Source organism: Bacteroides ndongoniae (assembly GCF_900108345.1).
Lineage (GTDB): Bacteria > Bacteroidota > Bacteroidia > Bacteroidales > Bacteroidaceae > Bacteroides > Bacteroides ndongoniae.
In genome coordinates this window covers 2,217,977-2,237,071 of record NZ_FNVV01000014.1, presented here as the reverse complement: position 1 = coordinate 2,237,071, position 19,095 = coordinate 2,217,977, and the positions used below count along the sequence as shown (strand labels likewise).

General features: G+C 44.7%; 19 protein-coding genes and 2 pseudogenes. 6 read left to right on the top strand and 15 right to left on the bottom strand.

Annotated features, from left to right (window positions below; genetic code table 11):
* Positions 1-3: 3 nt before the first annotated feature.
* From BQ5591_RS19895 to BQ5591_RS19820, 15 genes and pseudogenes are all read right to left on the bottom strand, one after another.
* On the bottom strand, positions 4-945 hold the full coding sequence (locus BQ5591_RS19895; protein WP_022054407.1) for a PstS family phosphate ABC transporter substrate-binding protein: 942 nt from the start codon (positions 943-945) through the stop codon (positions 4-6).
* A gap of 11 nt (positions 946-956) precedes the next feature.
* Positions 957-1,775: an energy transducer TonB gene (locus BQ5591_RS19890; RefSeq protein WP_022054408.1), complete on the bottom strand. Its 819-nt coding sequence runs from the start codon at positions 1,773-1,775 to the stop codon at positions 957-959.
* 17 nt (positions 1,776-1,792) lie between these two features.
* A complete protein-coding gene (locus tag BQ5591_RS19885) occupies positions 1,793-2,452 on the bottom strand; it encodes an ExbD/TolR family protein (protein ID WP_022054409.1) in 660 nt (219 codons plus the stop codon).
* Between the two features lie 12 nt (positions 2,453-2,464).
* Positions 2,465-3,070 (bottom strand): ExbD/TolR family protein, encoded by a 606-nt coding sequence (locus tag BQ5591_RS19880; RefSeq protein WP_071150658.1) that lies wholly within the window; start codon positions 3,068-3,070, stop codon positions 2,465-2,467.
* Between the two features lie 63 nt (positions 3,071-3,133).
* Positions 3,134-3,940 carry a MotA/TolQ/ExbB proton channel family protein gene (locus BQ5591_RS19875; RefSeq protein WP_022054411.1) on the bottom strand — a complete coding sequence of 269 codons (807 nt, stop codon included), beginning with the start codon at positions 3,938-3,940 and terminating at the stop codon, positions 3,134-3,136.
* A gap of 152 nt (positions 3,941-4,092) precedes the next feature.
* Positions 4,093-4,512, bottom strand: coding sequence for a hypothetical protein (locus BQ5591_RS19870; protein WP_071150657.1), 420 nt, complete (start codon positions 4,510-4,512; stop codon positions 4,093-4,095).
* Positions 4,513-5,034: 522 nt separating this feature from the next.
* Positions 5,035-5,328 carry a DUF4120 family protein gene (locus BQ5591_RS19865; protein ID WP_071150656.1) on the bottom strand — a complete coding sequence of 98 codons (294 nt, stop codon included), beginning with the start codon at positions 5,326-5,328 and terminating at the stop codon, positions 5,035-5,037.
* A 33-nt stretch (positions 5,329-5,361) separates the two neighbouring features.
* Positions 5,362-6,339 carry a hypothetical protein gene (locus BQ5591_RS19860; protein WP_071150655.1) on the bottom strand — a complete coding sequence of 326 codons (978 nt, stop codon included), beginning with the start codon at positions 6,337-6,339 and terminating at the stop codon, positions 5,362-5,364.
* Between the two features lie 252 nt (positions 6,340-6,591).
* A pseudogene (locus BQ5591_RS22255) lies at positions 6,592-6,951 on the bottom strand (antirestriction protein ArdA); the annotation flags it as partial.
* Positions 6,952-7,586: 635 nt separating this feature from the next.
* Entirely contained in the window at positions 7,587-8,120 is a 534-nt protein-coding gene (locus BQ5591_RS19845) for an ORF6N domain-containing protein (RefSeq protein ID WP_071150654.1), read from the bottom strand.
* 22 nt (positions 8,121-8,142) lie between these two features.
* Positions 8,143-8,295, bottom strand: coding sequence for a hypothetical protein (locus BQ5591_RS21965; protein WP_235817123.1), 153 nt, complete (start codon positions 8,293-8,295; stop codon positions 8,143-8,145).
* A gap of 37 nt (positions 8,296-8,332) precedes the next feature.
* Positions 8,333-10,141, bottom strand: a complete 1,809-nt coding sequence (locus tag BQ5591_RS19835) for a reverse transcriptase domain-containing protein (RefSeq protein ID WP_071150653.1) — start codon at positions 10,139-10,141, stop codon at positions 8,333-8,335.
* A gap of 546 nt (positions 10,142-10,687) precedes the next feature.
* Positions 10,688-11,850: pseudogene (locus tag BQ5591_RS19830) on the bottom strand (site-specific integrase).
* Between the two features lie 15 nt (positions 11,851-11,865).
* Positions 11,866-12,243: a hypothetical protein gene (locus BQ5591_RS19825; RefSeq protein WP_159434530.1), complete on the bottom strand. Its 378-nt coding sequence runs from the start codon at positions 12,241-12,243 to the stop codon at positions 11,866-11,868.
* Between the two features lie 191 nt (positions 12,244-12,434).
* Positions 12,435-13,652, bottom strand: coding sequence for an ATP-binding protein (locus tag BQ5591_RS19820; RefSeq protein WP_071150651.1), 1,218 nt, complete (start codon positions 13,650-13,652; stop codon positions 12,435-12,437).
* 234 nt (positions 13,653-13,886) lie between these two features.
* Between BQ5591_RS19820 and BQ5591_RS19815 the strand changes: the two genes are divergently transcribed.
* The 6 genes from BQ5591_RS19815 (at position 13,887) to BQ5591_RS21640 (ending at position 19,076) form a co-directional block, all read left to right on the top strand.
* Entirely contained in the window at positions 13,887-14,231 is a 345-nt protein-coding gene (locus BQ5591_RS19815; protein WP_071150650.1) for a helix-turn-helix domain-containing protein, read from the top strand.
* Entirely contained in the window at positions 14,215-16,266 is a 2,052-nt protein-coding gene (locus tag BQ5591_RS19810) for a bifunctional DNA primase/helicase (RefSeq protein ID WP_071150649.1), read from the top strand. The genes BQ5591_RS19815 and BQ5591_RS19810 overlap by 17 nt, the downstream gene beginning before the upstream one ends.
* A 19-nt stretch (positions 16,267-16,285) precedes the next feature.
* Positions 16,286-16,699: a helix-turn-helix domain-containing protein gene (locus BQ5591_RS19805; protein ID WP_071150648.1), complete on the top strand. Its 414-nt coding sequence runs from the start codon at positions 16,286-16,288 to the stop codon at positions 16,697-16,699.
* Between the two features lie 442 nt (positions 16,700-17,141).
* Positions 17,142-18,230 (top strand): AAA family ATPase, encoded by a 1,089-nt coding sequence (locus tag BQ5591_RS19800; RefSeq protein WP_071150647.1) that lies wholly within the window; start codon positions 17,142-17,144, stop codon positions 18,228-18,230.
* On the top strand, positions 18,211-18,915 hold the full coding sequence (locus tag BQ5591_RS19795; RefSeq protein ID WP_235817121.1) for a TetR family transcriptional regulator: 705 nt from the start codon (positions 18,211-18,213) through the stop codon (positions 18,913-18,915). The genes BQ5591_RS19800 and BQ5591_RS19795 overlap by 20 nt, the downstream gene beginning before the upstream one ends.
* 5 nt (positions 18,916-18,920) lie before the next feature.
* Complete coding sequence (locus tag BQ5591_RS21640; RefSeq protein ID WP_162841934.1) at positions 18,921-19,076, top strand: hypothetical protein; 156 nt, start codon at positions 18,921-18,923, stop codon at positions 19,074-19,076.
* The last annotated feature ends 19 nt before the right edge of the window (positions 19,077-19,095 follow it).

The following is a 19,095-nucleotide window of genomic DNA, read 5'->3' as shown; positions in this document are numbered from 1 at the left end:
AAATTAGAAATCATCTTTTACGTTTACAATCCGGACTGGCTGTGTAGCCGGTATCAGTCCTGACTTGAGGATAATCCGTTGTCCGCGCTCTCCTGTCAGAAACGTCATCAGTCCGGTAGGGAGTGCTCCTTTGGGGTCATTGATAAGGATGTACACCTCATTCGTCAGCGGATATTGTTTTAACGCCAGATAAGCCTGATAAGGTCTGTAACTGTTTTCTGGAGTAGCTTCACTGCTTTCCGAAACCGACATGACCCTGACTCTTTGGTTGAAGGAGAGCCGTGTCGTATCTGCCTTGTTGCCTATCCAGTTGGCACCGATAATGCCAATGGCATCCGGTGTGGCAGCTACATAATCAATTACTTCTTCATTGCTTTTCCGTGCCTTTAATGAGGAAGAAAGAGGTTTCCCTTGGCAGATGGAGTCGATGACATAATGTACGGTTCCTGAGTTCGGATTGTCGAACACTACTTGCATGCGTCCCAGCCTTGACTTTGGGTTTAACTCTTTCCATTCCGTGATTTCTCCGGTGGCGATGCGCCGGAAGTCTTCCACTGTAATGAGTGAGTCGGGATTGCAATGGTGGGTAATCAGTGCGATTCCGCTGGAAGCCATTTGAATGGATTCCGGAAAGAATTTGCGTGTATGAAAAGAAATTAATTCCTTTTCTGTCAGCCGGCGGTTGGTGATTGCCAGACGTACGCTGTCTTTCAGCAACAGGTTGACAGCTTCTACCTCACTGCAATAAACCGGGGTGATTGAAGCCTCGGGAGTCAGTGCCTGATATACTTGCAGCTCTTCTTCCATGATAGGCTTGAACGATTCGTCTACGGCAATGCGGATTTCTCCCGAATACAAGGTTTCCTCTTTACCGTTTTTCCCGGAGGAATTACAAGCCGAGAACGTGAGCATGCACAACAGATATAGCATTAATTTCTTTTTCATACACTTGGTGATTACTGTAATTTAAAAACAATAGGGCAGGTATAATAAACCGGTACGTTACGGCCGTTCTGTTTCCCGGGAATCCATTGTGGCAGCGATTTTACCACGCGTATCGCTTCTTTGTCGCAATAAGGATCCAGTGAACGGAGCACCTTGACATTTTCCACATGGCCTTGTGCATTGACAACAAAACGCAGAATGACTTTTCCTTGTATGCCATTCTCTTGTGCAATGACCGGATACTTCAGGTTTTTGGCTATGTATTTAAGAAGCTCTGCTGGCCCTCCCGGAAATTGTGGCATCTGTTCTACCATCATGTAAGGCTCTTCTTCTTGAGCTTCTGGTGCCTGGGTAATGACTTCCTGCAAGTCGGCAATGTCTTTTCCGTTCAGTTCGTCATTGCCTTTCACGTCGGCGATGGATATTTGTACCTTGGTCTCTGTCAGCTCATCCTGGCTCTTGAGCTCATCGTCATCGTGCACTTCCTCGTCTTTCTTGATGACCGGTGCCGTGAATTTGATGGTACTCTTGAGAGCCGGAGGGGGTGGGGCAATGGGTTCTACCTTTTTCAATGTTTCTTCTTTCACTTCCGGCTCCTCCAGGGCAGAAAGCTGTGTCACTTCCACCATTTCTTCTTTCTGTTCCGGCATAGCCATTTTGACAAGACGGGGTAAGGTGAATCCGGCAAATGCCACAACTGTGACAATAACCAGAGAGGCCGTCTGCCGTCTTCCCAGGTCACGGCGCATTTTATAGGCACCGTAATTTTTATTTCTGTCTTTGAAAATGAGTTCGCACCATTCCAAAGAAGTTAAATCAACCTTTGACATTTTTCCCTTTTTTGAAGTTATACATTCCTATCTGTCGCTTTTTGACTTAACTCACCATGAGAGAGGTAGTTGTCTATCAGGAAACGGTCGCCGTCCGTAATGTCGACAATTACGTATTTCCCTATGCTGCAAATCTGCATTTCGTCCAGCGCATCTATCAGATTCTTATAAGTCGACTTGTCCATTGCCTTAATGATGACGGTAGGAGTGTTTTTTCCCGATTTCACGCTGGCAATTTCCTTCTTACATTCCTCTTCGGTGATTTCAAGCCTTGCTTTCTTATCCTTAAGCTCACGTACTTTCTTGACTGCTTCGTAGTTTTTGCTGAGCAATAGTTTACGCAATCCGCTGGCTTCGTAGGTGGTTTCTTTTAGTGAAGCATAGTTCTTGTAGTCCGGTTCGCCTTCGTAATAATAGAGTTTTCCGTCCTCGCCCAGCAATAAAGTCAGTGCCTGAGAGGCCTTGACTTTATTCTGTTGCTCTTCGGTGATGTTTTTATCATTGGATGGCATGCTGATTTCCATTGTTTGCGGCTTGCTCAATGAAGTACACAGCATGAAAAAAGTAATCAGCAGCATATTCATGTCGACCATGGGAGTGAAATCCACGCGGATATTCATTTTTTTCTGCTTGTTACCTTTCTTTTCTTTATTGTTGTTTTCTTGAATTTCAGCCATATTTCTTTTTCTTTATTCTTCCGGACCCGATTTTAAGGAGGTAATCAGATTGTATCTGTTTTCCTTGAGGTCTTGAAGAGAGTTCATCACTTTTTTTATGACCGCGTAGGGTGTTTGCTGGTCGGCCTTGATGGCAATGCGCAAGTCATGGTTCGTGGCACGTGCATTGCGCACCCATGCTTTGAACTGGTTGTCGATACTGTCACAAGGGATTCCCTGGTTTTTTAAGGTGCGGTCCTGCTGTTCTGTGCTAAGGGCCAGGAAAGATTTCATGTGGCTTATTGGTACTCCGAAAGTCTGGCACAAAGAAAATTTCTTTATTTCTTGCGGGGTAAATGAAAGCCCGTATTCCTTTCCCATTGCTTCTAATGTGGCTGCCATGTCACTTTGCTTGTCAAGACTCATAAAGATTTTTCCATCAGGGCCTACCAGGATGGACATGATGTTTGTTTCGGGTATCTTTATTTCAGAAATTGATGCGGGAGTGACAACCTGCACAGGCTCTTTTTTCACAAAACTGGCTGTCAGCATGAAAAAAGTAAGCAGCAGTACGGTTACATCGCTCATGGCTGTCATGTCGATGAACATGCTTTTCTTCTGAATTTTAGCTCTACTCATAATTGAAAATTTTAAATCAAACTTCTGTTTCTGTCTGCATGAGGAAAACCTCGGCTGGCAGAATTAATGAGTAGCTGCGAAAGTCTGTACAATGGAGAAGCCCACTTCGTCAAGGCTGTACGTCAGCTTGTCTATCTTGTTGGTGTAATAGTTATAGGAAATAACGGCCAGTGCACCGGTCAAGATACCAAATGCGGTGTTAATCAAGGCTTCAGAGATACCTGTAGACAATGCAACTGAGTCAGTACCTCCTCCGGCAGAAAGCGCGGCAAATGAACGGATCATACCGATTACGGTTCCCAGCAATCCCATCAAGGTGCCTAAGGTAGTGATGGTAGCGATGATAGGCAAGTTCTGCTGCATCATGGGAAGCTCAAGTGCGGTGGCTTCTTCCAGCTCTTTTTGTATGGCAAGAATTTTCTGGTCTTTCGCCAGTTCATTGTTCTGCTCCATTTCGCGGTATTTACGGAGAGTGGAGCTCACTACATTGGCCACTGAGCCGCGCTGCTTGTCACATAATTCTTGTGCTTTCTCCATGTCTCCTTTATTCAAGGCATCTTTAATCTGCGCCACGAATTTGGAGAGCTTGCTTCTTCCGAAAGAGGCGCGAAGGGTAAAATAACGTTCTACGCTTAAGGTGAGCACAGTCAACAAAAGAGTTTGGATAACAGGCACAATGATACCTCCTTTATAGATAGTTCCCAACATGTTTCCTGGAAGCGGATGATTGTTAGGGTCATTGTTCATGAAGTTGGCCGGGTTTCCAAACACAAAATGATAAATGCAAATGGCTACGATGAAACATGCGATGATGATTAAACCTGCGGCTTCTATTCCTTTGAAAGATTGTTTTGAGTTATTCGTTTTCATAATTTAATCGTTTTATAGAGTTTTGTTTTTTTTGAAAAGTTTAGACAATAAGTAACTGGCTTGCGTCAAGCATGTGAAGCAAGAAATCCATATCCACTCCGACACTTTGCAAGGGTGCCGGAGCAGTGAAAAACAACTAACCTATAAAACGGCTAAATAATGATTTTCCTCATGGCAAATACATAGTATTCGCATGAAGGAATCACACAATGAATGTTTGTTGAAGGGTAAAGGCTCTCCTTGTCCTTCAATAAACCTACCTCACGTAGGGAATGATAGAATAATAATAAACGTAAGGAAAACTTGATGTTTTGTTCATCATTGCGCATCACACGTTTATCTAGCAATCTGTTGAATGAATGGTCGTGGGTAAGCGTGCTGAACAAATCATGCGTTTTATCCAGAGTCGCATAGATAAAATGGAAGGTTTCGTCTGCATCCGTCTGGTTTGATACCGCAGATGAGGTCTGGGCATCATGGAACGCATGGTTACATGAAACAGCCTCTGCCATCTCTACTCTCATAAAGATGACCGCCAGTAACAGCATTATTTTAAATATGGTCTGTTTCATATATTCAATTTCTATTTTTACTAAAACTCCGGCAAATATAGATAATATTCTTAATCTGGGCAAAATATTAATGAACTATTTTCCGTTTCTTCTAATTTTAAACTGTAATTAGCATAAAAATATCGGGTTTGTAATAATAGCATCGTAAGTTTTTCCGGACTTTTACTTTGTAAGTAATAAGAGGAATAATATAATACGATTCCTTGGAATTGTTATACTTCATTTTATAAGGTATATCTGCCTAATTCCTGCATAAAATATTTGTAGTTTAAATATATCAATATTCTAATTGATTTTGAAGTGAGTTTATCGATGTAATTACATGGATGAAGTATTTATAGGATGGAAAAACGTGAAAGTTTTATATACAAAAGACTATAATCTTGAAAAATTCCTGTCGTTGACAATGTAAGCATACTAGATTCAGTGATGCCTATATTTCCAAGGTTTTGTTTTCTTTATAAATTTCTAGACTTTAAGGTACATTATCGGATTGATATCAGTTATTGTAAAACTTAGGATCTATGTATGTATGCTCCATCCGTGGAAACGTTCCATGATGACGGCAAAGGACTCGTCCGGATTTCCATGATACAACAGTCCTCCGACAATGCCTGTATTTCCGTCCGGATAGCGTTCGCAGAATCCGAACGAATATGGTGCATGGTCGTAATAAAGTTCGATTTCGCATGGACGGTTCTCGTTCTTCTCCCATTGTTTGAGACGTTCAAGACAGTTTTCTAGGGTCTTGTCATTGATGGATTTTGCATACTGTACGACCTTGTCGTAATACTCTTGTGAACAGCAGATTTTCATATAATTTGAATTTATTGGTTAGTAAATGTTTTTTTAGTCAATCCAGAAAGTACCGCAATGAGGGCATCTGCATCCGGCAGGATACTCATTCGAATATCGCACGTCACGGTGGCGTTTGTAGTTCATGTCACCGAAGGTGCATTTCCCGCTTCGGAATGTCTGCTCGTAAGCGGCTTCCTGTTTCTTGTATTCAGCCATCCGGCTTTTTCGGACTGATCCGGTAAAAGGTTTCATGCCCGTTGCCCATTTTGTGGAATCACACCAATCATTGGTCATACCGCAGACTTCATTGGCATAAGAATAATGTACCTGTGAATCGACAAACAGGTTCTCCCTTCGGAAAGGGAAAGTGATGTCCAATGGAATCCGTACATGATGTCCGGAACCGTTCCGGCTGTCGGCAATGGCCACCACTACATTCCCGTGGAAACGGATGCTCTTGAAATCCTTCTCAGGGTCTTCACTGATGAGCCTGTCAAACATGGCGTTGAAGTAGATGCGCAGTTCTCCACCGTACGTGGCATTCTCTACCAGTTCTTCAATCTTCTCGTCAAACTGCCCCTTTTTCAGATGCAGTGCGCGGCGTACCTTATGGCAAGCCATGGCGACCGATTCTCCCCGCAGTGAACAACCTGTCAGATATCCGATGATTTCCACTCCAAGCGAATAGAAAAAATTAGTAACGGACGAGTTGCGTATCAGGTCCTTTACCGGGTCGGAATCGTTCCGGTCGTAGATAAGTTCCCTGATTTCATCCTCATGCTCTTCAAACTCTCCGGCAAGATTGTCCGCTTCCATATTCTTTCTTGTCTCCTCCAAATAGTCGTGCATGTTTGAGCTTTCCTGTTCCTCATACCATTCGTATGCCTTTTCATAGAGTTTTTCCATATTGTTGGAACGGATGCATTCCTCCTGGATGTCTTCATGCTCATCAAGATCATCCCGGTAGTCCACGTAGTAGAGGCTTACATACTGTGGAATATAGTCTGTAAGTTGTAATGTCTGGTTCATGATTCCTGATTTTAAGAGTTATACAAACGAAAAAGCCCTGCTTGTCGTGCAGGGCCTGATTCTTGTGGAACTGAAACCTTTGGAATGTCTGTTTGTATGGTATCTCCATGTCTCAAGCAGATAATCCTTGGTTCCCTTGATACTTCCGTGTACCATACATCCCTTTTCATCGTACAGGTAGCAGGTGTTAAGGAGAACCGGTATGCCGTCATGCACCTTGTACATGTGCAGCTCAATATCATTCTTTATGGCGGCAGACTTTTCCTTTTCCACTTCCGCATCTTCCTCGCTCAAATCATGGTTTTTGTAGTTGCACCACACGAAAAAGGCTTCCTGTTCGGTGTCGCCCAACTTTTCCACCGCATCCCGCAAGGTGAAGAAGTTCCCGGAAATCCAGCTTTCGGAAATCAAATTCTCCGGGATATTCTCGTAATCCTGAAACATAAATTCCGCATCTTCCTCGTCCTTGTGAAGCTCCCGGCAGGCTTCGTAAAATTCTTCTTTATCCGCATAGTCCGACAAGTCCAGCCATGCGCCGAACAGTGAACCGTTGTTATACTTGCCATAAGTGCCTACATAAACGCTCGCTTCTGATAATGCTGTTGTTTTCATATCGCTGTAATTTTTTAAGTTTTTAATTTTTATGCGGATTCGAGAGGTGAGGGAGTTGAAGTTTCACTGAACTTTTTTCCGTTTCCCGTAAATCCGACCTTTTTTTTATGCGTCTTCCGGTCGGGTCGGTCGTTTTCGTTTCACATAGGCAGGTTTGTGAAGGGGTCTTGCTATGCAAATTTTTCCGACAAAAAATTTTCCCCGACCAACGGAAGACGGAACAATTTTTTTCGATGAAACCTAATTTGCAGAGCCAAAAGCCCCCGTAGCTACCTTTGCCTATTGAAGCGTGAAAAACGACCTCCCGGCTGGGGGACTGCGTAAGGGGGAGGGTTTACCGATAGGGAAACGGGATAAAAGTTCTTGTTCCCTTTTATCTGATAGGGAACACTATACGAAGCGGGCGGGAAAGGCAAGGGTGTCGGAAGCCCGTCTTTCGATACGCTTGTGCGGTTTTCCGAAGGCTCTTTTCACGAAAAACAGTCAGCCATGCCCCGCACGGCTGGCGTTTCGGGGAATGTGCCGGAGGAAAAGGAGATAAAAAAATGCGGGTAGCCCGGTGGACTGCCCGCAAGATGAATGGATGCTATTTGTTGGAATACAATCCATTAAACAGCATTTCGTTACCGAAACCGTTACCTGTCTGTTCCCGGTTCGTCATAGGTAACGAATCCGATTCTGCGGCGTTGCTTTTGCTCTTGGGACTGGCTCAAAAGCTGTGTCAATGCCTGATAGATGTCGTTGAACTGTGCATCGGTGTTGGCTTCCAGTTCCTCAATGCGTTTCAACAGTTCCTCATACCCTGCGACCATCTGACGCATAAGGACAAATGCCCGCATGATGGAAATGTTCACCTCGATGGCGGTCTGGCTGCGCAAGACGGATGAAAGCATGGCTACGCCCTGTTCGGTGAAAGCCATAGGCAAGGCTGCGCCAAAGTTGTAATCAGGGGGTATCACATTTTGTGATACCCCTATGGATAACAATAAGTTGGCTTCCTCTTTCGAGAGGACAAACATAAAGTCGGACGGGAAACGACCGATGTTGCGTTTGACTGCCTGTTTCAAGGCTCGTGTTTCCACTTGGTAGAGTTCCGCCAAATGGAAGTCAAGCATCACCCGGCAACCCCTGACTTCAAAGATTTTGTTTTGAATGACCTGCAAATCCATAAACTTCAAAATTTTATTGTGATTAAACGCTTGTTTTCCTTTCATTCAGTCTTTGGGCGAACATATCCATGTCGGCACTCAGTTTCGTGTCGATGATTTGTAGGCTCGGCTGTCGGCGCCATGCCACCTTACGGTGGTAGGTTTCCGACAGCCTGCCTCCGAACCGTACGTACACGTCTCCATGTATACGGCTCTCCGCCCATAACGGCATTTTAGCTATTCTCCGCATGAATCATGTTATGACATTCTGCACAGACGATTAAAGATTTTCTATGCATTTTGAGCATTTTACGTTCCCATTCGGTTTTGCCTCTTAATTCTGAGAGTTTCCTGACGTGGTGTGACACAACATTTCCTTCTTTTCCGCACAACTCACACTTATTTGCAGTCAGTCTTTCGACCAGACTCATAGATGGAGTGTTGAACAGGTAGGGCAAGTTATCACATTTTTGAGTTCCCAAGTCGGTAATACGCTTGAAGCCCTCATTGTAAAACACCCTTGGTTTGCGTTCGCCTTTCTTGTCCGTATACCACACCACAAATTTATCATCTTCACGATACTTGTCTGTTATGGTTCTGACGGAACTGTTAAGTTTTTGCGCAAATGTCTTTAGCATACTGAACCTCATGATACATCCAAATGAACGTCCAAGTGCCGATGCATTGTTTGCAATGGAGTAGTAGTTGTAGAATCCTCTGATTTCTGTGTTGAAACGTGCTACTATGTCTTGTGGCTCATTGTCTATCAGGTATGTTCTACCTTTAGACCTCCACACTTCTTTGCCATTTTGTGTTTTCACATTCATGGCTTCAAGACTCAGTAACTTCTTCTTTATTACTTCTCGTGATACGTGTAGTATCACATTACCATTACGATGTCTACGAGTTTCTCCTCTTGCATTTTTCTGCGTTGTGTAATCTTTACGGACTGATATTTCATAGCCGAGAAATTTTGCACTGTCTTGTGCGTTGGTTATCAAGGTCTTTTCTTGCGACATCTCCAACTTTAGCTTTTCTTGCATAAATTGTGTAACATCCGCCTTGATTTTCTCGCACTCTGCTTTATTTCCAATGACCCCTATAAGGAAATCATCAGCGTAGCGTACATAATTCAATCTACGGAAATTCTCATCCATATCGTTACCGCTCGGCATAGTCAGTATTTGCTGTTGCTTATTACGAACTTCCTCCCGCATTGCTTCCAATTTATCAACGTCCGTCACCTCCTTCATTCTCTTCTTTAGATAGTGAACTCGATTGTTCAGTCTGCCGATATCCTTGTTGCGGTGTCTAACTTTACCCTTATGGAAATCTTGTGCATACTTCTTCATATACTTATCGAACTTGTCCAAGTAGATATTAGCCAGTATTGGACTGATAATTCCACCTTGAGGCGTACCCGAATAAGTTCTATTGAAGTGCCATTCTTCCAAATATCCAGCGTTGAGAAATTTACGTATTAACCGAAGGAAACGCTCGTCAGATATGCGTTCCCTCAGAATTTCTATCATCACGCCATGGTTGATATTGTCAAAGAAACCTTTTATGTCTCCCTCAATGAACCACTTTGTTCCGTTGAAATTATTCTGTAGACTCTTAAGTGCCGTGTGGCAGCTTTTGTGTGGTCTGAAACCATGTGAAGTCCGTTCAAAATATCCTTCGTATATGGCTTCGAGAACCATTCTCACTACCTCTTGCACTAATTTATCTGCAAACGTAGGGATACCGAGCGGACGTAACTTTCCGCTCTTCTTCGGTATGTAAACCCTCTTTGCCGGTTTAGGCCTATAGACTTCGCTTTTGAGACTGTCTATTAATGCGTGTATCTTGTCAATGCTCATGCCGTCCTCCGTCTGTCCATCAGTACCGGGTGTCATATTGCCTGGTTTTGCATGAATGCGCTGATATGCGACTAAGAACATCTGCTCATTGAACAGAATACGATAGAGTCGTTCGTATTTGTAACCTGACTCGTTGCTGTGTTCAGCTAAAATGTTTAATACTTGCTCGGGATTTCTCATACGTCTCTCACGTTTTCCTTTGTTTGTACTAAAGTTATGGACTGTTCCCCTTCGCCATGTACAAGCCGTTAACTTGCTCGGACTACTATGGGAACTCCGTTGCCATATCAGATATTCAGAGACCAGCTCTCATAGCCTTTGAGGCGTTCTGACTTAGGCAATCCCCAGTTAGTTTCACTTGATAACTATTAGCGTGACATATTGTCGGATGCGACTTTCGTTCTTGTCCGCTTATTGCGGCTGTGTCATAGTCGGTTCTTAATGCTCTGCACTAACGCACAAAATAGCCAGAGTACTATGAAATAGCGTATATAAAAGCCTTCCGCTATTGCAAGATGTGGTACCACCGAACTATCGTTCAACCAATCAAGGCTTCATCCTTGTATATGTCGTTTCGTCTTGCCCTTCAGTCGCTACTTGGCTATTAGTAGACTCAGGACTTTAATCAGCATGCTACACTCCCCGTTAGGTTTCCCCGTCGGATAAGCTGATTGACGATAGGATTATATTGAACCCAATCCTAACTTCTTACTACAGAAGTATTTATCAAGCGACCAATCTGGGCGCACTAGCGTAAATTTGTGTGGTTCTGATGTTTGTGTGTCCCAACATCTTGGAAACACTCTCAATGGGTACGCCGTAACTGATACTGAGGGTCGCGAAACTATGCCGGGCAACGTGATAGGTGATTTTCTTGTTTATGCCGCACACCGTTGCGATTTCTTTCAAGTAATCGTTCATCTTTTGGTTGCTGATTACTGGAAGAATCTTGCCGTCAGGCAACTTCCCGTCATACTTCTGTAAGATGGCTTTGGGAATATCCAACAAACGGATATTGGACGTTACGTTTGTCTTGTGTCTTTTCTTGATTATCCACAGGTTGCCGTCAAAGGAAACCTTGATGTTCTCCGCCCGTAACTCGCACACATCCACATACGACAAGCCCGTATAACAGCTAAAAATGAACATATCACGTACCTGCTCCAGCCGCTTGCTGGCAAATGTCTTCTGATAGATGCGGTCTAACTCGTCTTGTTCGAGATACCCCCTTTCCACATACTCAAACTTCAACTTGTATGCCCCGAAAGGATTAAAGTTAATCAAGCCCAGATTGTGGGCGAACAGCACAACGGTTCTGAAACGCTGCACAAACTTCATGGCGGTGTTGTGGGTACATGGATAGTTATCACGGATGAACAGGTAGAAGCCCTCGATGAACACCACGTTTATCTCCCGGAAGCTGATGTCCTCCACATGGTAGTTCGTGCGGATATATTCGGCGAGACGATTCTTTGTAAGTTCGTACCGGGTGTATGTCCGGTGTGTGGCGGTCTTTCCCACTTTCAGCGCATACTGCTCGTTATGCTGTGCGAACACTTGCAAGAGGGTCTTAGCCTTTTCCTCTTTGCCTAAAAAGGTGTTGCGTACCTTTTCAGCGGTAACATAACCGTCCCTTTCAGTATGGTCTGGTAGTGCTTGTACAGGGTGGCTTTGATACCGTCCAGCATTTCATTCATGCGGGTAAACTCCGCTCCACGTCCGGACACCTTTCCCGTCTTGGCTTGCCAGTTCTTGGGATTGACTTCAAGTTTAGTGTTGAACTGTGCCAGTTTCCCGTCAATGGTAATACGTGCCATAATAGGCATATTACCGTTCTTTTTTACCTTGTCCCGCTTCAAGAAGAACAATACTCGGAATGTCGATTTCATACCTCATTTTTTAAGTTACAAAACTACTTTTATTAACTCATAATGAGATAAATGCAGGGTCGCCAAATCCCGACAGCGTTCCGCCAATTTCCGACAAATCGTACCCCTTTTTTGAAAATCTTGTCGGGGGTACGAATTGGGTACTAATTTTTGTCCGTCAATGCCCTCTTTTTGGCGGTCAAGGTCGCCAAAGGGCAATAAAAAAAGTCCCACAAAATATTGATTTTGTAGGACTTGTCTTTTTATTGTCGCCTTTTGGCTTTTCTTTTGGTGATCCGCTTGGGGCTTGTTCCGAGCGAACCTATCTCCCTGATTACAAATCTCTTTAATCCATCTTAAAATCGTACCGTAACGATTTAGTAACGATTTTGGGTGATGCTCTTTGTCTGCCATCGGCAGCCGTTTGTCATCCGTTTTTGGATGCTGCAAAGGTAAGCAATCGCTTTTTATTTTCCAAACCTTTGATTATTAAAATCTTAATTTCCTCATTCAGTGCAAGGTGCGAGCCTATATATAGGATAGGCTTGCACCTTGCACTTGAAAAATGGTTGCATCCTGCTTAATACACCTGCAATTTTCGGGTTTCACCAATTTCCATCCGTCAGGAAATCGGCAATGTGCCGGTGTCTTACCCCTTCGATATTGTCCTGCCAGACATCATCCATACTCACAACATATTTGGGGTAATGGTCGCTGATGGCAAGCAAAGGGGCGAACTCGCGCTCTACCGTCGCGTCCGATTCCATCCGATAAGTTACCTGAACATAAATTTTTTCGTCCTTGCGGATGCCTACGAAATCGACTTCACGATTGTCCTGCTTACCAATGAACGTGTCATATCCGCGACGCTTCATCTCCCAATAGACAATGTTCTCCAACGCACCTGAAATCATCCGGTCTTTATAGCCCATTACGGCGTAAACCAGCGACAAGTCGCTGACAAAATACTTCTCGTTGGTCTGCAACTGTTCTTTCCCCTTGATGTCGTAACGGGGCACACGCTGGATGATGAATGCGCCCTGCAAGGCATCCAGATAATTATAAACGGTGTTGATGTCCACCCGCCGTTGCTGGCTCTTGAAGTAGTCGGCGATATTCTTTGCGTTAAGCCGGTTGCCGATATTATCGAACACGAAGCGTACTACCCGTTCCAGCAGTTCCACGTTGCGGATGCCATGCCGCTGTACTGTGTCGCGCAGAATGACGGAAGAATAGATGTCATACACCAGCTTATAAATGGATTCGAAGCTGTAATCACCCGTATGGACTGCCGGGAAACCACCCATGCGAAGGTATTTCTGAAACTCTTCCCTCAATGCTTCTTTGTTATCTGGATTTATACCATGAAACAAAAGATATTCATTGAAAGACAACGGCATGATATGGAAACTGACATACCTGCCTGCCAGATAGGTGGACAACTCGGAGGAAAGCAGCCGGGAGTTAGAGCCGGTTACATAAACATCTACATCCCAATCCACCATGAAAGAATTGACGGCCTTTTCCCAATCCTTCACCTCTTGTATTTCATCCAACAAGATATATACTTTCCCATCGGTCTTTTCCACTTTATCCTTGATATACAGGTACAAGGCTTTCGCATCGGCAATATCCATCCATTCAAAACTCTCAAAGTTCATATAGACAATGTGCTCTTTGGCAACCTCCTGACGCTCCAATTCTTCTGCTATCAGTTGCAATACGACTGACTTTCCGCACCGGCGGATACCGGATATCACCTTGACGAACGGACGGTTCATAAAGGACCGGATTTGTTTCATATATAGTTCTCTTTCTATCATGGCTGCGCGTATTTATGATTATACCTGCAAATATAGTAGATTTGTTTTTATTATTTATGGCTATAACCATAAAAACTGCAATTTCAGTACAATTTATATGGCATACAAAATGAGTATAGAGTTCTGACTAATGGCGGAAAACAAAAAATGATGGTGTAGTATACGTATAGTATACCATGCGTCCCTTTTTATTCCCATTCTTTTGCAGCAAACTAATTCAAAAAAGAGTTTGCAATGGAAGTAATCACAATGGAAAGCGACGCCTATAAGAGGCTCGTGAACAAAATCGAGCAGATAGCCGATTTTGTGGCGGAGGCAAAACTGCCCTCCGAAGAAAAGAAAGAAGCGTGGCTGGACAGCAACCAGCTTGCTGACGCGCTGGGCATCAGCACCCGGACGCTGCAACGGCTCAGGGACGACAATCTTATCAGCTACTCGATGCTTCGGGGACGGTGCATGTACAAGCTCTCGGAAGTGGAGCGTTGTCTGGAAGAACGGACTATCCGGTGCAAGCCGGGGAATCTGGAAGAATTTCGCAGGAACTACCTAAACAGAACGGGACATGATAAGAAAAGATGACATTCTGAAGGCAACCGACAAGGGGATTCATGTATTCCGCCATTATCTCGGCAAGGATTTCAAGGTGGGGAAGAATTTCCTGAACCCGTTCTACCGGGACACGAAAGCATCGTGCAATATCTATTACGACCGCAAAGCCGGGGTGTTCAAGATGAAGGATTTCGGCAACGAGGAATATTCGGGCGACTGCTTCGAGCTGGTGGGCAGGTTGAACGGACTGGACTGCCGCAATCCGAAAGATTTCGTGGAAATTATGCGGATTATCGACCGGGACCTGTATCTGGGGCTATCAAGGAATGATAACTTGGAGGAAAACCGTCCTATGGGAACCAATAGTGAGTTTGATGTGCCGGCTGATATTCCTGTAGAACGGCGCAAGCGTCCGTATGCCACCGTACAGAAGCCGTTTTCGACATTGGAACTTGCTTTTTGGGGCAAGTCCGGCATCCAGGAAAACATCCTGAAGCAATATCGGGCGGTTTCATTAAAGAAGTTCAGCAGCGAGAATGCGGATGGCAAGCCCTACACCCTTATCGCGACAGAACAAGAACCTATGTTCGGCTATTTAGGACGGAAACATGTCAAAGTATATCGTCCCCAATCGCAAATACGTTTCCTGTACGGGGGCGATATGGGGGAAAATTACTGTTTCGGGTTGGAACAGCTTCCGGCCAAAGGCGACCTGCTGTTTATTACCGGAGGGGAGAAGGATGTAATGAGCCTTGCCGCGCACGGGTTGAACGCCATCTGCTTCAATTCGGAAACAGCCATGATACCGCAAACGCTCATCCACCGGTTAAGTTTCCGTTTCAAACACATCGTGCTGCTTTTCGACACGGACAAGACCGGGCTGGAAAGTTCTTTGAAACGGGAGGAAGAACTCAGGCTATATGGAGTTAAAAGGCTGGTATTGCCGCTTTCGGGCCAGAAGGAGGAAAAGGACATCAGCGACTATTTCGCGTTGGGCAACAGCCGCGAGGATTTGATAAGGCTATTTCTGGAATATCTTGATACATTATATAACGAAGCTATGTCAGCACTAAAATCATGCGAGTTGGATTTCAACAACCCGCCACCTGTGGCACAAATGATAGTATCGGTGAACGATGTGCCGCTGGGAACACAAGGGAACCTGCTCTGCATCACCGGCGGGGAAGGTACGGGGAAAAGCAACTATGTGGCAGCCCTGATTGCCGGAGCTGTGAAACCGGAAAACGCGGAGGGCATCGACACGCTGGGCGTTTCCATCGAAGGGAACCCGAAAGACAAGGCGGTGCTGTTCTATGACACCGAGCAAAGCGAGGTGCAGCTATACAAGAACGTAAGCACCCTGCTGCGCCGTTGCGGACGCGACACGATGCCGGAATGGTTCAAAGCGTATTGCCTGACGGGGATGAGCCGCAAGGAGCGGTTGAAGTCCATCGTGCTCAGCATGGACAAGTTTCACTACCAATACGGGGGCATCCATCTGGTGGTGATTGACGGCATTGCCGACCTGATACGCTGCGCCAACGACGAGGCGGAGAGCATCGCCGTCGTGGAGGAACTCTACCGGCTGGCGGGCATCTACAATACGTGCATCGTCACGGTGCTGCACTTCATCCCCAACGGGCTGAAGCTGCGCGGACATTTGGGCAGCGAACTGCAACGCAAGGCTGCCGCCATCCTCTCCATCGAAAAGGACACGAACCCCGCCGTTTCGGTGGTGAAAGCCCTGAAGGTACGGGACGGAAGCCCGCTGGATGTGCCGCTCATGCAGTTCGCATGGGACAAGGAGAAGGCGATGCACGCCTACTTGGGCGAGAAACCGAAGGAGGAAAAGGACAAGCGCAAGGAGGAGGAACTCGTGGCAGTAGCACGCGAACTGTTCAGCCGGAAACGCTTCATCGGCTACATGGAGCTTTCAGAAGAGCTTCAAACGGCTTTCGAGGTGAAGGAACGCACGGCCAAGAGCTATATCCGCTTCATGCGAGAGAAGGAAATCATTGTGAAATCACCCGACAGCCCGAACAGCTACATGCTGGGCGAGGTATAAAAGCACAGGAGGAACGGCCATGTTAGTGGACAAGACTGAATTTGAGGCATGGATGGAGCGCATCATGGGCGAGCTTTACCGCATATCGCGCAAGCTGGACAAGGCGGAGAACCGGCAGAAACACCTGAACTACCTGAACGGGGAACGGCTGTACGACAACCAGGAGGTGTGCCAACTGCTGCGCATCAGCAAGCGCACGCTCCAGCGATACCGGAACAACGGGGCGTTGAAGTTCCATTCAATATACCACAAGACCTATTACAAGGAATCAGACCTGCACGAGTTCATCCGCAACAACTTTGACGAGAACGAAATCAAACGTCAGGCACGGAAGGACAAGCTGTCGGAAACCTATCCGATGCCCGAAGAAATAGATGAAAACGGCAGGGAGAAAGAAACAGAAGGAAAAGAACTCTCAGATGATTGTGGATAATGCATCTTGGATGTTCATCGTTCAGGGATACTCTCTACCGCTGTGAAGCAGGAAGTTCCCGCTATTTAGGTTAAACAACCGGCTTCATTCTGTCGGGAGGACAGGGTGAAGCCATTCTTTTTGCAATCCGGGAAGGTGTTTTATCATTTTTATTCTCCAAAATTTGTAGATTTTGCTGTTATAATCTTCAAAATTTGTAAGGCAAGAATTGGTTAGGGTACTTTTGCACATCAAAATTTGTGTCCTCAGTGAATAAAATTCCAGTTTCGTGTCGCAAAAGCTGGAATATGCTCCATTGGAAAAGCCACCAAACATATTTCATTTCCAGTTTTGCCATTCAAAATATGCTATTATTTCGTTGCTATGGTAGAGAAAAAACAGTATCTTTGCAACAGGTAACATTCACATAAGTAATGAATATTAGGTATTTCCTGCTAAAAATATGATAGATACAATAACCATAAAGAATTTCAAGTCCATTACATCGGCCACTTTCTCAATAGGAAATGTCAATGTATTTATCGGAGCCAATGGTTCCGGCAAATCCAATATATTGGAAGCTGTTGGGATGGTTGCCGCAGAGCGCTCTTGCCAAATAGAGGTCAATGCCATGATACAAAAAGGTATCCGTATTGCCAAACCGGATTTGATGTTCAGCTCTTTTTATGGGCAAGCGGCCAATAATACCATAAACGTGAATCTATCCGGTACGGAAGGAGAACGTATCCAATATGCAATAAATAATCCAACGCCAGAAGATATATATTCTACTTGGGCTGCTTCATGTTCAACCGGAGCAAACCGGGGAAATATGGATGTCGTTACAAGGAAAATGGAGATATTGCGGGCATACATCGCTAAATACCTTATCTATTCATTATCTATCAATGCACTTCGCGGATTGACTTCTGACAGTATGCAATATCCGTTGGGTGTGAACGGGGAAGGTCTTGATGTATTGCTGAACAACCTTCCCAAAGAGGAAATCGTCCAAATCAAGGAATCCGCAAAAGAATATATATCATGGATTGAGGACATATTTTTCGACAGTGAAGAAAGATATAAGATGCAAGGATATAAGTTGGGACGGAGCAAGTCCAATCTTTATTTCAGGGACAAATTCATGCAGAAAAAGAACAACTTGTTTTCTGCGGAAAATGCCAATGAAGGCGCATTGGAAGTATTGTTTTACCTGACTTTGTTCATCAGCAAGAAGACACCGGATTTCTTTGCCATAGACAATATAGAGAATGGACTCAATCCTCGTTTGTGCAGGTTTTTGATGAAAAAGATTGGCGAATTGGCTCTGAAGAACGGCAAACAGGTATTGATTACCACCCATAATCCGGCTATTTTAGACGGGATGAACTTGAATGATGACAGCCAACGGTTGTATGTCGTAACCCGTAATGACGAAGGGAAAACGCAGGTCAAACGTATCCAGACCAAGGAACAGAGCGGAGAACATCGCATGATGCTGTCTGAAATGTGGATGAAAGGATTGATTGGTGGTGTTCCCTACAATTTCTGACCATATGAGATTAGGAATAATAGCCGAAGGAAAAGCTGATATTGCCGTGATAAAAGCCGTCTTGAAAGCGGCAAAAGGCATTGACGGTAGCGACATCGTACAATTACGCCCGAGCGAGCAGTTTGACGAAACGGATTTGAACGAATTGAACTTCAGCAACTGGAATCTGGTCTTGAAATCATGCGGAGATGAACATCTGCTGCAACCATTTTTCGATGGTTTAATGGGAGATGCCCTGCTGGTTGTCCAGATTGACACGGCAGAACGTGGAGAGGCCGGATATGACATTGCAGAACCTTTACGCACGAAAGATACCGATTGGAAAGCATACAGCGAACAACTTTATGGCAACGTAAAAAGTAAGATAACCGAAATTATTCCAGAAGCATACCGGGACAAAATTGCTTATGCAATTGCCATAGAAGAAACCGATGCTTGGCTGATACCTTTGTTTGATACCTCTTGCAAAGAAACAGCCCAATATGCAAATCCTAAAGAACATCTACACTATTTGATTAACCGGATTGACCGTAAGAAAAGGAGCAAGTATATAGATACTGATAAAAAGAATCTGGATTATAGCAATATAGCCAAAGATATGAAGAAAGGGTTAAGGCTATGCAGACAAAAGAATAAAAGTTTGGATTTGTTCTGTTTGGACATTGAAAATAAAATAACGGAATAGGAAGTATGGCTCGACCGATTAAAGAAACGCCGGTGGTTACCGGTAAGGACGCTAAACGCTTTGCGGAGAAGATGGCTCACTTGAAACCTGAAAGCAGGGAAGAAAGGGAGGCTGCAAAGAATGTTTATGAGAAGTTCAAGGCTCAATATACATTCTGGTGAAAAACATATCAAGAATGTA